Below are 12,408 nucleotides of genomic sequence, written 5' to 3'. Positions count from 1 at the left end.
TATTGGTCAGATCGAGTCTTAACAAACCCTGTGGCGACGCTGTGCGACAACAGGCCTCGAGCATCGGTCGGCAAGCGCTGGTAAAGATAGACAACCGCCTCGCGGCACTTTTTGGCCCTCGGACCAGTCTTAGCGTGGATCGCGGTGACGGATGTCACTTCCCCTGTCTACGCTATCCTTGTGCGAGACTCACGCAGGAATCCAGCGCAATATGAATGTCCTGATCGTTGATGACGAACCACTGGCCCGCGAGCGCCTGAGCCGACTGCTCGGCGAACTCGAGGGTTACAGTGTCCTGGAGCCGAGCGCCACCAATGGCGAAGAGGCATTGGCCCTTATCGACAGCCACAAGCCGGATATCGTGCTGCTCGACATTCGCATGCCCGGCCTCGACGGGTTGCAAGTCGCGGCAAGGCTCTGCGAGCGCGAGTCACCTCCAGCGGTGGTGTTTTGTACCACTCGGGATGACTTTCCCCCCGAGGTCCTGCAGGCCGGTGCCGTGGGCTATTTGCTCAAGCCCGTCGCGGTCGAGGCGCTGGAAGAGGCACTGCGCAAGGCTGAGCGGCCGAATCGCACGCAATTGGCGGCGCTCACCCGTCCGGCCGCCGAAAGCGGCAGCGGCCCGCGCAGCCATATCAGCGCGCGGACCCGCAAGGGCATCGAGCTGATACCCCTGAACCAGGTCGTCTATTTCATTGCCGACCACAAGTACGTGACCTTGCGCCACGAAAGTGGCGAAGTGTTGCTGGACGAGCCACTCAAGGCCCTGGAAGACGAATTCGGCGAGCGGTTCGTGCGCATCCACCGCAATGCCCTGGTGGCCCGCGAGCGTATCGAGCGCTTGCAACGTACGCCCCTTGGACATTTCCAGCTGTACCTCAAGGGGCTCAATGGTGATGCGCTGATCGTCAGCCGACGGCATGTAGCGGGCGTCCGCAAGATGATGCAGCAGCTCTAGCGCCCGCCATCAGGCGTTCCATTTCCAGGGTTGGGGGCCAGGGAGGCCGCGGGGTCGTGATTCAAGTCAAAGCGGATTTGGCTGAGCTGTTATTATCTGCCGTATCTTTTAAGTACGGATTGATCCATGTCCCCTCGCGAGATCCGCATCGCCACCCGTAAAAGTGCCTTGGCCCTCTGGCAGGCCGAATACGTCAAAGCCCGCCTCGAAACGGCCCATCCGGGCCTGGTCGTGACGCTGGTGCCCATGGTCAGTCGCGGCGACAAGCTGCTGGACTCGCCACTGTCGAAAATCGGTGGCAAGGGCTTGTTCGTCAAGGAGCTGGAGACAGCCTTGCTGGACAACGAAGCCGACATCGCCGTGCATTCGATGAAAGACGTGCCCATGGACTTCCCCGAAGGCCTGGGCCTTTTTTGCATCTGTGAGCGGGAAGACCCGCGCGATGCATTCGTCTCCAATACATTCTCCAGCCTTGACGCGCTGCCTGCCCGGAGCGTGGTGGGCACGTCGAGCCTGCGCCGCCAGGCGCAGCTGCTGACTCGTCGTCCCGATCTGCAGATCCGTTTCCTGCGTGGCAACGTCAATACGCGCCTGGCCAAGCTCGATGCCGGCGAATACGACGCTATTATCCTCGCCGCCGCGGGCTTGATCCGCCTGGGTTTCGAAGATCGCATCACCTCGGCCATCAGCGTCGACGACAGCCTGCCCGCCGGCGGACAGGGGGCGGTGGGCATCGAGTGCCGTAGCGCTGACAGCGAGATCCATGCCCTGCTGGCGCCGCTGCACCACGAAGACACGGCCACTCGAGTCTTCGCCGAGCGCGCCCTCAACAAGCATTTGAACGGAGGCTGCCAGGTGCCGATTGCCTGCTACGCCGTCCTTGAAGGTGAGCAAGTCTGGTTGCGCGGCCTGGTGGGCGACCCGAGTGGTGGAAAACTGCTCAGCGCCGAGGCGCGGGCGCCGCGTCGCGATGCCGAGGCATTGGGTGTGCGCGTCGCCGAGGATCTGCTGGGCCAAGGGGCCGACGACATCCTCAAGAAGGTCTACGGCGAGGCAGGCCACGCGTGACGGGATGGCGCCTGCTGCTGACCCGGCCGGCGCAAGAGTCGTCTGCGCTGGCGGCTGTCCTGGCAGAGGCGGGGGTATATGGCAGCAGCCTGCCGCTGCTGGATATCACGCCGATCCCCCTGCCTGAATCCGAGCGAGCCAAGCTCAAGGCCGTGGATCAGTACTGCGCGGTGATCGTGGTGAGCAAGCCTGCGGCACGCTTGTGCGTGGAGTTGCTGCGCCAATATTGGCCGCGTCTTCCTGACCAGCCATGGTTCAGCGTGGGCGCTGCGACCGGGCAGATTCTTGCCGACGCCGGCCTCCGCGTTTCTTACCCTGATGACGGCGATGACAGCGAAGCCTTGCTTGAGCTGGCAACGTTGCGCCAGGCTATCGACCGGCCTGAGCCACGTGTCTTGATTGTGCGTGGAGAGGGTGGTCGCGGTTTGCTGGCAGAGCGTTTGCGTGAGCAAGGTGCTAGTGTCGATTACCTGGAGCTGTACCGTCGCGGCTTGCCGAACTATGCCGAAGGTGAATTACCGGCGAAGGTCGAAGCGGAACGCTTGAACGCGCTGGTGGTCAGCAGTGGGCAGAGCTTCGAGCATCTGCACCGGCTGGCCGGTGATGCGTGGGCCGCCCTGGCGCGGCTACCCTTGTTTGTGCCAAGCCCCAGGGTCGCCGAGATGGCGCGTGCCGCCGGGGCCCTGACAGTTGTGGATTGCCGTGGCGCCAGTGCCGCGGCTTTGCTGGCGGCTTTACGGGAACAATCCGTGCCGTTTTCTAATGCAAAGGATGGATACGTGAGCGAAACAGCCTTGCCAAAAGATCAAGACCAGCCAGCGATCGATGTTCCGGTAGACGCCTCGGCCTCGGCCCCGGTCGCGCCGCGTCGCGGAAACGGACTGGCGATTGTCGCTTTATTGTTGGGCGCTGCCGGCGTGGCCGTGGGTGGGTGGGGCGTTTGGCAATTGCGTCATCTGCAAGCCAACACCCAGCAGCAGGCCACCCAGGTCCAGGCACTCAATGACCAGGCGCAGAACCTCAAGCTCAACGAGCAGCGCCTGAGTGAACGCCTGGAACAACTGCCTCCGGCTCAAGAGCTGGAAGAGCGGCGGCGTCAGGTCGCTCAACTGCAAGGTGACCAGCAGCGCCTGAACCAGCGCCTGGAAACCGTGCTCGGTGCCAGCCGCAAGGACTGGCGCCTGGCCGAAGCCGAGCACTTGCTGCGCCTGGCCAGTCTGCGACTGTCTGCCCTGCAGGACATCAGCAGTGCCCAGGCACTGGTGCAGGGCGCGGATGAAATCCTGCGCGAGCAAAACGATCCCGGTTCCTTCGCTGCCCGCGAACAACTGGCCAAGACTCTCGCTGCGTTGCGCAGCACGGAGCAGCCGGATCGCACCGGCCTGTTCCTCCAGTTGGGCGCCCTGCGTGACCAGGTCCTGCAGTTGTCGGAGATCGCTCCCGAATACAAGGATCGTGGTGAATCCCTGCTCGGGCTGACCGCCGATGGCGATGGGGCAAGCCGGTGGGCGCAGTGGTGGGATCAGATCTCGCGCTACATCCGCATCGATTTCAATGCCGATGAAAATGTCCGTCCGCTCCTGGCCGGCCAGAGCTTGATGCAGGTGCGCCTGGCGCTGAGCCTGGCACTGGAGCAGGCGCAATGGGCTGCCCTCAACGGCCAGGCTCCGGTATACACCCAGGCACTGGCCGAAGCCCGGGATGTCCTCAAGAACAACTTCAACCAGGACAACCCCCAAAGCAAGATCATGCTGGAACGAGTCGTTGAGCTGGGCAAGATGCCGGTGACCGTGGTCACGCCGGACCTGGCAGGCAGTCTCAGCGCCGTCCAGGCCTACCTTGAGCGCCGCAACGTGAATGCCGAAGAATCGGTCAAGCCAATGCCCAAGGCAGGCGAGCAGGAGGCCACGCCATGAAGCGCCTCTACGTGATTCTATTCGTGGTCATCGCCGTCGCCGCCGTGCTGGGCGTGGCGATCGCCGAGCATTCGGGTTACGTGTTGGTGGCGTACAAGAACTTCCGCTACGAGGCCGGGCTATGGGTTACGCTGGCATTGATTGCAGTGCTCTGGCTGCTGTGGCGGGGCATAAGCGCGTTGATCCGACTGGTGACCACTTCCACCGGCGTCGTCAACCCATGGTCGCGGCGCAACCGCAGTCGTCGTGTCCAGGTCGCGATCGAGCACGGCCAGTTGGACCTGGCCGAAGGACGGTGGGCCAGTGCCCAGCGGCATTTGCACCGCGCCGCCGAAGCCGAACGCCAGCCGTTGCTGTATTACCTTGGAGCCGCCCGCGCGGCCAATGAGCAGGGCCTGTACGACCAGAGCGATAGTTTGCTGGAGCGCGCCTTGGAGCGTCAGCCCCAGGCGGAGCTTGCGATCGCGCTGACGCACGCGCAGTTGCAAATGGACCGGGGCGATACCGACGGTGCGTTGAGTACGCTGCAAGCCATGCATGAACGCCACCCTCATAACGCCCAGGCCTTGCGCCAGCTGCAACGTTTGCATCAGCAGCGTGGGGATTGGTCCGCGGTGATCCGACTGTTGCCCGAGTTGCGCAAGGACAAGGTCCTGCCTGCCGCTGAACTGGCAGAGCTGGAGCGTCGCGCCTGGGGTGAAAACCTCACCCTGGTAGCTCACCGCGAAGCCGATGGCAGCGTCGGTTTGCAATCGCTCAACCGCGCATGGCAGCAATTGACCTCCGCCCAGCGCCAGGAGCCGGCACTGGTATTGGCTTATGCCGAGCAGCTTCGGCAGTTGGGCGCCCAGGTCGAGGCCGAAGAGGCGCTGCGCGCCGCGCTCAAGCGAAATTACGATAGCCACTTGGCGCGCTTGTATGGCCTGGTCCGCGGTGCTGATCCGATCCGGCAATTGCAAGTGGCTGAGGGCTGGCTCAAGGAACATCCGGATGATCCTGGCCTGCTCTTGACGCTGGGACGCCTGTGCCTGCAAAACAGCCTGTGGGGCAAGGCGAGGGATTATCTGGAAAGCAGCTTGCGCATGCAGCGCAACCCTGAGGCTTGCGCCGAACTGGCGCGGCTGCTGGCGCAATTGGGGGATGCCGAGCGTAGTAACCAACTGTTCCAGGAGGGGTTGGGGTTGCTGGATGAACGTCTTCTGGCCGCGCCCTTACCGGTTTCGCCACAGGTCCTGACGACTTGAGACAGTGATCAGCAAGTGTTGAGGTCGGTGTGGGTCCTTCGCCGCAGCGGCCGGATATTCTTGAGGCAAACGGTTGTGGATCCCGGCCCGGTTTTGGGGTTTTGATTATTCCTTCAGTAAAGTCCTACAGCGGACTGAGCTAAATCCCCTTATGCCTGTCGGGAATTCGCTACATCCCAGGTGAAGTGTCTGCGTGGGGCTGCCTTGAAAGGCCCGAGGGCTTTCCTCTACCGTTACAGCCTGTCTCTTCTGTTACGGATTCGCCATGTCTTTGGCCAGCTCACGCTTCTTGTTTCTCATGGCTTCCATCGCCGCAGCCCTGGCTATTGGCATTGCCAGTTACCTGGAATATGTGGTCGGCCTTTCCCCCTGCAGTCTGTGCATCTTGCAGCGGTTGTGCCTGATGCTGTTCTTTATGAGCTGCCTGGCGGCCTGCGTGCATGGCCCTGGTCAAAAAGGCAGCGTTATATATGCTGCGATGGGTGGGGCTTTTGCTTCGGGCGGGTTGGTGCTGGCGTGGCGCAATGTCCTGGCGCAAACCGATTCGGTGGAGCTTCTACCTGACTGCGTCACTCACCTGAGAGGCGCGGACTCGTGGTGGCACGCCATGCGTCATGTTGCCAATGGCTTGATCGATTGCGCGACAGTGACCTGGACCCTGTTTGATCTGAGCATTCCCGAATGGAGCCTGCTGTTTTTTCTGGCTGTTGCTGTTTCGATGACTTACCTGCTGCTGCGCCTGGCCTGGGATGCCCTGGTAGGGCCATTCAGCGGCAAGACGTCGCAGTTTGTCCGGGCGCTGGATTAAACACTTGTATGAACTTTATCTCCTGCGTACCTTGAAGCAGTTGTCGCGCGGGCATAATCTGGCCCGCACGTATCATTGGAATCATGCCACTCGATCATGTTGTGTCTGCCTTGCTCCTGATCATTCAGGCGTATGTTTCAGACGGCGAGGGGCGTGACTCAGAAGGGAAGAAATCACCATGCTCGAAAGTTGTCAGAATGCTCAGGAACGCTGGGGTGGGGTGCATCTGCTGATCGACCGCTGGTTGCAGGAGCGTCATGAACTGGTTCGAGCCTATGATGCGCTTGGCGACAAGCCTGAGGCACTGAGTGAAAGCCGCAAGCCCCTGCAGGAGTTTTGCGGTGTGCTGGTGGACTATGTATCCGCCGGTCATTTCGAGATCTACGAGCAACTGACGGGCGAGGCCAAGGCCTTCAACGACAAGCGCGGCCTGGAACTGGCCGACACGATTTATCCGCGCATCGATGTCATCACCGAGAAGCTGCTGGCCTTCAATGACCTGTGCGATGAGGGCAAATGCGTAGCGGAAAAATTCAAGGAGTTGGGCGGCTTGTTGCACGAACGTTTCGAACTGGAAGATTGCCTGATCGAAGTCCTGCACAACGCTCACAAGGAAGAAGCTGCGGTCCAGGCCTGAGCCAACTTTCTCGACAGAAAACGGTGCGCATTGCGCGCCGTTTTTCGTTTGTGCCCGTCAGGTCGCCGCGCCCAGCAGTTCGATTTCAAAGACCAGGGGCGTGAAAGGCGGGATCACGTCTCCGGCACCTTCGGCGCCATAGGCCAGGGCTGAAGGAATCACCAGTCGCCACTTCGCGCCTACCGGCATCTGCGGCAGTGCGCTGCGCCAGCCATCGATCACGCTATCAAGGTTGAACCACTGCGCCTGATGGTTGGAATCGAACACGGTGCCGTCCGGCAACCGACCGACATACAACACTTGGACTTTGCCGTGGGGGCCGGCTTTCGCGCCACTGCCTGGCTTTAGTTCGGTCAGCAGGATGCCGTCCGGCAACTGCTGGACACCAGGCCGGCCTTTCTCATCGCTGAGAAATTTCTGCTCGGTCTTTAGCGCCGCTACGTCCTGGGCGGGTGCCGCTTGCGCCGTCAACTGCGCCTGGTGTTCGGCCAGGATGCGTTCGATGCGTTCATCCTCCAACGCAAGCGGCTTGCCCAGGTAAGCCTGTTGCAGGCCCTCGACCAAGGCTTGGATCTCCAGGTCGGGCACGTCTTGGCGCAGGCGTTCCCCCAGGCTCGCGCCCAGACTGTAGGCCAGGTCCCGGGCGTCGTTTGCGTTGGTTTTTTCGGTGGCCTGGGCCACGGGGAAAACCATGCAAAGAAGTAAAAAAAGGTGACGCGACATGTGTACTTGCTCCGGCCTCGATTCGAGGGATTATGCCAGTGCCGCTGACAGTAAAAGTGATTTGCCCAGGCGATGGCGCAGAAGATTTTTTGTCCCGTGCAACGCAACGCCTTGTGTAGTGTCAACATGCCCTAGCGGCGGTTGCAGCAGAGGTCTAGTATGAGCCGCACTCACGTCAGTCAGGAGGTAAACCATGTCGGCCACCAAGAAGCCTGTAAACACTCCGTTGCACTTGCTCCAACAACTGTCGGGCAGCTTGCTCGAGCATCTGGAAAATGCCTGCTCCCAAGCCCTGGCTGATGCTGAAAAATTGCTCGCCAAGCTGGAAAAACAACGCGGCAAGGCGCAGGAAAAACTGCACAAGTCGCGCACCAAGCTGCAAGACGCAGCAACTGCCGGCAAGGCCAAGGCACAAGCCAAGGCCAAGGACGCCATGAAAGAGCTCGAGGACCTGCTCGATGCCCTGAAGGATCGTCAGTCCGAAACCCGTTCCTACATCCTGCAACTCAAGCGTGACGCCCAGGAAAGCCTGAAGCTGGCCCAAGGTGTCGGCCGCGTCCAGGAAGCCGCAGGCAAGGCGCTGTCTCTTCGCGCGGCCAAACCTGCCGTTGTATCGGCCAAGAAGCCGGCGGCTAAACCTGTCGCGGCAAAAACCGCAACCAAGGTGGCGGCCAAGCCAGTCACTAAACCTGCCGTGAAGAAACCGGTCGCTGCCAGCGCAGTGAAACCCGTTGCGAAAAAGCCAGCCGCCAAGGCTGCCGCCAAGCCTGTCGTGAAAGCAGCAGCCAAACCTGTCGCCGCCAAGCCTGCTGCAAAAGTGGCCGCCAAGCCCGCCGCTAAAACCGCCGCTGCCAAGCCCGCTGCAACGAAAGCCACCGCTGCCAAACCGGCTGTCAAAGCGGCCGCCAAACCCGCTGCGAAGCCGGCTGCCAAGCCAGCGGCGACCAAGGCCGCTGCTGCAAAACCTGTCGCTGCCAAGCCTGCTGCGAAATCGCCGGCCAAACCCGCTGCTGCCAAGGCGCCTGCCAAAGTTGTGGCTAAGCCTGCGGCTAAACCGGCTGCGGCCAAGCCTGCGGCGACCAAGCCGGCCGCTGCCAAACCTGCAGCCAAGCCCGCTGCGAAGCCAGCCGTGAAAAAGCCGGCCGCTGCCAAGCCTGCCGCTGCAAAACCGGCAACTGCTCCGGTTGCCAAACCTGCCGCGCCAGCCCCAGCGGCGACCCCTGCGCCCACGACCGGCACGCCAGCACCGGCGCTGAACCCGAGCGTAGCCACCGCCCCAAGCACCACTCCAACCCGCGCTTCCTAAGCGCCGGAGACCGCGACGCGCAGCTGCTGCAGCGCGTCGCGGTTGGCTGGGCCGGCAAGCTTTCGCAACCATTGCGCTGAATCCGCAGCTTGTCCCGTCGGCCAGTCCTTGGCGGTTGCCTCCAGCCGCTCAAGCAATAGCCGTTCGGCTTCCAGTTCCAGTTTCTTGATCTGTTCTCGCAATCCACCCAGTCTCGGATCTTCTAGCGCGGGTTTTTTCCATTGGGTGCGCAATGCCCGCAATGGCTGCACGACGCTGGTGTCCCAGGGGGCGGCCAGATGCTGAAGCTGCTGGAGCTTTTGCTCATCACAGCTCACACCGCGTTGCTCCAACCACAACCCACAGAGCACCAGGCAGACATTCGCGCCATCCGCTTGCAAGGCCAGGCACGCAGATTCCACGCCGGGCTTGGCATAGAGGTTGATTGAAAAGCTCCACAGATCAGAGGACATCGTGCTACTCGCGCCAGTTGCGAGCGAAGCTGGTAGACTCCGCCGCCATTATGATTCGACTTCAGAACCTGACTTTACAGCGTGGCCCGCAACGTCTGCTAGAAGACGCCGAGCTGACCCTGCACGCCGGCCACAAAGCTGGCCTCATCGGTGCCAACGGCGCCGGCAAATCGAGCCTGTTCGCCTTGTTGCGCGGCGAGTTGCACCCGGATTCCGGCGACTGCTTCCTGCCTGCGGACTGGCGCATCGCCCACATGCGCCAGGAGGTCGATACTCTCGAACGCCTGGCGGTGGACTACGTACTCGATGGCGACCTGCGCCTGCGTCAGGTGCAAAGTGACCTGGCGGCGGCCGAAGCGGCCCACGATGGTGCCGCACAGGCCCGACTGCATTCGGAACTCGACAGTGCCGATGGCTACACCGCCGATGCCCGCGCGCGTAAATTGCTCGCCGGCCTGGGCTTCACCAATGAGCAGATGGACCGTCAGGTCGGCGATTTCTCCGGCGGCTGGCGGATGCGCCTGAACCTGGCGCAGGCCCTTATGTGCCCGTCGGACCTGTTGTTGCTCGACGAACCGACCAACCACTTGGACCTCGACGCGATCATCTGGCTCGAAGACTGGCTCAAGAGTTATCCCGGCACGCTGCTGCTGATCTCCCATGACCGGGATTTCCTCGACGCCGTCGTGGATCACGTCGCCCATGTCGACCAGCGCAAGCTCACCTTGTACCGTGGCGGCTACAGCGCCTTCGAGCGCGCCCGCGCCGAACGCCTGGCACAGCAACAGCAAGCCTACGAGAAGCAGCAGGCCCAGCGGGCGCACATGGAAAGCTACATCGCCCGCTTCAAGGCCCAGGCCACGAAGGCCCGCCAGGCGCAGAGCCGGATCAAGGCGCTGGAGCGGATGGAAGAGCTGTCGGCGGCCCACGTCGATTCGCCATTCGATTTTGTTTTCCGCGAGTCGTCGAAGATTTCCAGCCCACTGATCGACTTGTCCGATGCGCGACTGGGCTATGGCGATAAAACCGTGCTGGAAAAGGTCAAGCTGCAACTGACTCCTGGTGCGCGGATCGGTCTGTTGGGGCCTAACGGTGCCGGTAAGTCGACCCTGATCAAAAACCTGTCCGGTGAGCTCGAGCCTTTGGCCGGGCGCCTGACGCGGGGTGAAAACACCGTCGTTGGCTACTTCGCCCAGCATCAGTTGGACTCCCTCGATGCCAAGGCCAGCCCACTGCTGCACTTGCAGCGCCTGGCGCCAACCGAGCGCGAGCAGACACTCAGGGATTTCCTCGGCGGTTTCGATTTTCGCGGGGCGCGCATCGACGAACCGGTGTTGAATTTCTCCGGTGGCGAGAAGGCGCGTCTGGCGCTGGCGTTGATCGCCTGGGGACGGCCGAATCTGCTGCTGCTCGACGAACCGACCAACCATCTGGACCTGGAGATGCGCCTGGCCCTGACCATGGCCTTGCAGGAGTTCAGTGGCGCGGTGCTGGTGGTCTCCCACGACCGGCACTTGCTCAAGAGCACGACGGACAATTTCTATCTGGTTGCAGACGGCAAGGTCGAAGAGTTCGACGGTGATCTGGAGGACTATGCGCGCTGGCTGGTGGATTATCGCCAACGCAACGCACCGGTCAGCAGCACGCCGGTAAACCCGGACAAGACCGACAAGAAAGCACAGCGCCAGGCCGCCGCGGCGTTGCGTCAGCAACTAGCGCCGCACAAGCGCGAGGCCGACAAGCTCGAAGCCGAGCTGGGCAAGCTGCATGAAAAGCTGCAAAAAATCGAAACCAGCCTCGGTGACAGTGGTCTCTACGAGGCAGCACGCAAGGATGAGCTGCGTGACCTGCTGGCCGAACAGGCCAAGCTGAAGGTTCGGGAAGCGGAACTTGAGGAGGCGTGGATGCAAGCCCTGGAGTTGCTGGAAAACCTGCAAGCGGAGCTGGAGGCGTTGTCCTGATGGAAGCGTTGTCCTTGCCCATACCTGTCATGTGGATCGAACCGATCTGGCTCGGTGTGCAAATCCTGCTGATCCTGTTGGTAGGTTATGTTGCCCAGCGTTTCGTCGCGCGTTTCCTCACGGGGCTCGGCGAGCGCTATCCATTGCCGACCCAACTGGTGATCATTCTGCGTGGCGTGCTGCGCTGGTTGATCATGGGCAGTGCCGTGCTGGTGGCGCTGGAACGCCTCGGTGTCTCGGCCACGGTGCTGTGGACTGCGCTGTCGGGCTTCGTTGCCGTTGCGGCGGTCGCGTTCTTCGCCATCTGGAGCGTGTTGTCGAACCTGCTTTGCGCGATCCTGATCTACACCGTCGGGCCGTTCCGTCTCGGCGACGTGGTCGAGCTGGTGGAGGCGACCGACAAGCCTGGCATCAAGGGGCGGGTGGTGGCGATCAATCTGCTCTACACCACGTTGATCGAGCCCGAGGAACTCGGCACCGGCAGCTCCATGGTGCAGGTGCCCAATAGCCTGTTCTTCCAGCGGTCGGTGCGGCGCTGGCGCGGCAGCGAGGCGTTCCCGGTTGGCGGTTTCGTCGAATAGCCTTATTTGCCGGCGCATGAAGAAAACAGTGGTTATCCGCAAGGCGGCGCATTAGCTTATTCGTTTCGACGGATCCGAGCCGAGGTGTGCAATGTTGCTAGAAACGTGGCTGGCGTTTTTTGCCGCTTGTTGGGTTATCAGTCTGTCACCGGGCGCCGGTGCCATTGCCTCGATGTCCAGTGGTCTTCAGTACGGCTTCTGGCGTGGCTACTGGAATGCCTTGGGCCTGCAATTGGGCCTGGCACTGCAAATCGCGATCGTCGCGGCAGGCGTCGGCGCAATCCTTACCGCATCGTCCACCGCGTTCTACGCCATCAAATGGTTCGGCGTGGCCTATCTGGTCTACCTGGGCGTCAAGCAATGGCGGGCGATTCCCGGCGACCTCAGCGACGACGCGGCTGTTCGGCCCATCGGCAAGCCCCTGGCGTTGGTGTTTCGCGGTTTCCTGGTGAACATCAGCAACCCCAAGGCCCTGGTGTTCATGCTCGCGGTGCTGCCGCAGTTCATCGATCCTCACGCACCCCTGGTCAAGCAATACCTGATCCTGGGCGTGACCATGGTTTGTGTCGATCTGATTGTCATGGCCGGGTATACCGGATTGGCGTCCAAGGTACTGCGCCTGTTGCGTACTCCCAAGCAGCAACGGCGGATGAACCGGACCTTTGCCGGATTGTTCATTGGTGCGGCGGGCTTGCTGGCGACGATCCGCAAGGCTGCGGTGTAGCTAAAGTCTGTACGGAGGCATTCTGTGGCG

Annotated in this window: 12 protein-coding genes and 2 pseudogenes; 12 read left to right on the top strand and 2 right to left on the bottom strand. The window is 61.9% G+C overall.

Annotation, left to right across the window (positions count from 1 at the left end):
* Positions 1 to 65: 65 nt before the first annotated feature.
* The 8 genes and pseudogenes from VQ575_RS25995 to VQ575_RS25960 all read left to right on the top strand — a co-directional run.
* Positions 66 to 215 (top strand): annotated as a pseudogene (locus VQ575_RS25995) (sensor histidine kinase); the annotation flags it as partial.
* On the top strand, positions 212 to 958 hold the full coding sequence (locus VQ575_RS25990; protein ID WP_039590200.1) for a LytR/AlgR family response regulator transcription factor: 747 nt from the start codon (positions 212 to 214) through the stop codon (positions 956 to 958). The pseudogene VQ575_RS25995 and the gene VQ575_RS25990, both read left to right, overlap by 4 nt.
* A 126-nt stretch (positions 959 to 1,084) precedes the next feature.
* On the top strand, positions 1,085 to 2,026 hold the full coding sequence (gene hemC / locus VQ575_RS25985; protein ID WP_039590202.1) for a hydroxymethylbilane synthase: 942 nt from the start codon (positions 1,085 to 1,087) through the stop codon (positions 2,024 to 2,026).
* Positions 2,023 to 2,769 (top strand): annotated as a pseudogene (locus VQ575_RS25980) (uroporphyrinogen-III synthase); the annotation flags it as partial. The gene hemC and the pseudogene VQ575_RS25980, both read left to right, overlap by 4 nt.
* 36 nt (positions 2,770 to 2,805) lie before the next feature.
* Positions 2,806 to 3,942, top strand: a complete 1,137-nt coding sequence (locus VQ575_RS25975; RefSeq protein ID WP_039590850.1) for a uroporphyrinogen-III C-methyltransferase — start codon at positions 2,806 to 2,808, stop codon at positions 3,940 to 3,942.
* Positions 3,939 to 5,186, top strand: coding sequence for a heme biosynthesis protein HemY (locus VQ575_RS25970; protein ID WP_045157274.1), 1,248 nt, complete (start codon positions 3,939 to 3,941; stop codon positions 5,184 to 5,186). Before VQ575_RS25975 ends, VQ575_RS25970 begins: the two co-directional genes overlap by 4 nt.
* 265 nt (positions 5,187 to 5,451) lie before the next feature.
* Positions 5,452 to 5,994 carry a disulfide bond formation protein B gene (locus VQ575_RS25965; RefSeq protein WP_039590208.1) on the top strand — a complete coding sequence of 181 codons (543 nt, stop codon included), beginning with the start codon at positions 5,452 to 5,454 and terminating at the stop codon, positions 5,992 to 5,994.
* A gap of 178 nt (positions 5,995 to 6,172) precedes the next feature.
* Positions 6,173 to 6,631, top strand: a complete 459-nt coding sequence (locus VQ575_RS25960) for an Rsd/AlgQ family anti-sigma factor (protein WP_039590209.1) — start codon at positions 6,173 to 6,175, stop codon at positions 6,629 to 6,631.
* A 57-nt stretch (positions 6,632 to 6,688) separates the two neighbouring features.
* On the opposite strand, the gene VQ575_RS25955 is transcribed toward VQ575_RS25960, so the two are convergent.
* Positions 6,689 to 7,354 carry an FKBP-type peptidyl-prolyl cis-trans isomerase gene (locus tag VQ575_RS25955; protein ID WP_325918697.1) on the bottom strand — a complete coding sequence of 222 codons (666 nt, stop codon included), beginning with the start codon at positions 7,352 to 7,354 and terminating at the stop codon, positions 6,689 to 6,691.
* 193 nt (positions 7,355 to 7,547) lie between these two features.
* Between VQ575_RS25955 and VQ575_RS25950 the strand changes: the two genes are divergently transcribed.
* Entirely contained in the window at positions 7,548 to 8,660 is a 1,113-nt protein-coding gene (locus tag VQ575_RS25950; protein WP_325918695.1) for an AlgP family protein, read from the top strand.
* Here the strand turns inward: VQ575_RS25950 and VQ575_RS25945 are convergent.
* On the bottom strand, positions 8,657 to 9,112 hold the full coding sequence (locus VQ575_RS25945; protein WP_198724562.1) for a TIGR02444 family protein: 456 nt from the start codon (positions 9,110 to 9,112) through the stop codon (positions 8,657 to 8,659). The genes VQ575_RS25950 and VQ575_RS25945 overlap by 4 nt on opposite strands.
* A 50-nt stretch (positions 9,113 to 9,162) precedes the next feature.
* Here VQ575_RS25945 and VQ575_RS25940 point away from each other — a divergent pair, with 50 nt between their 5' ends.
* The 3 genes from VQ575_RS25940 (at position 9,163) to rhtB (ending at position 12,378) form a co-directional block, all read left to right on the top strand.
* Entirely contained in the window at positions 9,163 to 11,073 is a 1,911-nt protein-coding gene (locus VQ575_RS25940) for an ATP-binding cassette domain-containing protein (RefSeq protein WP_039590217.1), read from the top strand.
* On the top strand, positions 11,073 to 11,654 hold the full coding sequence (locus VQ575_RS25935) for a mechanosensitive ion channel family protein (RefSeq protein ID WP_039590218.1): 582 nt from the start codon (positions 11,073 to 11,075) through the stop codon (positions 11,652 to 11,654). The genes VQ575_RS25940 and VQ575_RS25935 overlap by 1 nt, the downstream gene beginning before the upstream one ends.
* A gap of 91 nt (positions 11,655 to 11,745) precedes the next feature.
* The gene (gene rhtB / locus VQ575_RS25930; protein WP_039590220.1) at positions 11,746 to 12,378 is read left to right on the top strand and encodes a homoserine/homoserine lactone efflux protein; all 633 of its coding nucleotides are present in this window, start codon (positions 11,746 to 11,748) and stop codon (positions 12,376 to 12,378) included.
* The last annotated feature ends 30 nt before the right edge of the window (positions 12,379 to 12,408 follow it).

The sequence above is a fragment of the Pseudomonas frederiksbergensis genome (assembly GCF_035751725.1).
Classification (GTDB): domain Bacteria; phylum Pseudomonadota; class Gammaproteobacteria; order Pseudomonadales; family Pseudomonadaceae; genus Aquipseudomonas; species Aquipseudomonas frederiksbergensis_A.
The sequence above is the reverse complement of the archived record's forward strand: the minus strand, read 5'-3'. Positions and strand labels throughout refer to the sequence as shown.

Coding starts and splice junctions, on each gene's coding strand:
- VQ575_RS25990 (WP_039590200.1), top strand. CDS start 212: ATGAATGTCCTGATCGTTGATGACGAACCACTGGCCCGCGAGCGCCTG.
- VQ575_RS25970 (WP_045157274.1), top strand. CDS start 3,939: ATGAAGCGCCTCTACGTGATTCTATTCGTGGTCATCGCCGTCGCCGCC.
- VQ575_RS25940 (WP_039590217.1), top strand. CDS start 9,163: ATGATTCGACTTCAGAACCTGACTTTACAGCGTGGCCCGCAACGTCTG.
- rhtB (WP_039590220.1), top strand. CDS start 11,746: ATGTTGCTAGAAACGTGGCTGGCGTTTTTTGCCGCTTGTTGGGTTATC.
- VQ575_RS25955 (WP_325918697.1), bottom strand. CDS start 7,354: ATGTCGCGTCACCTTTTTTTACTTCTTTGCATGGTTTTCCCCGTGGCC.
- VQ575_RS25935 (WP_039590218.1), top strand. CDS start 11,073: ATGGAAGCGTTGTCCTTGCCCATACCTGTCATGTGGATCGAACCGATC.
- VQ575_RS25960 (WP_039590209.1), top strand. CDS start 6,173: ATGCTCGAAAGTTGTCAGAATGCTCAGGAACGCTGGGGTGGGGTGCAT.
- VQ575_RS25945 (WP_198724562.1), bottom strand. CDS start 9,112: ATGTCCTCTGATCTGTGGAGCTTTTCAATCAACCTCTATGCCAAGCCC.
- hemC (WP_039590202.1), top strand. CDS start 1,085: ATGTCCCCTCGCGAGATCCGCATCGCCACCCGTAAAAGTGCCTTGGCC.
- VQ575_RS25965 (WP_039590208.1), top strand. CDS start 5,452: ATGTCTTTGGCCAGCTCACGCTTCTTGTTTCTCATGGCTTCCATCGCC.
- VQ575_RS25950 (WP_325918695.1), top strand. CDS start 7,548: ATGTCGGCCACCAAGAAGCCTGTAAACACTCCGTTGCACTTGCTCCAA.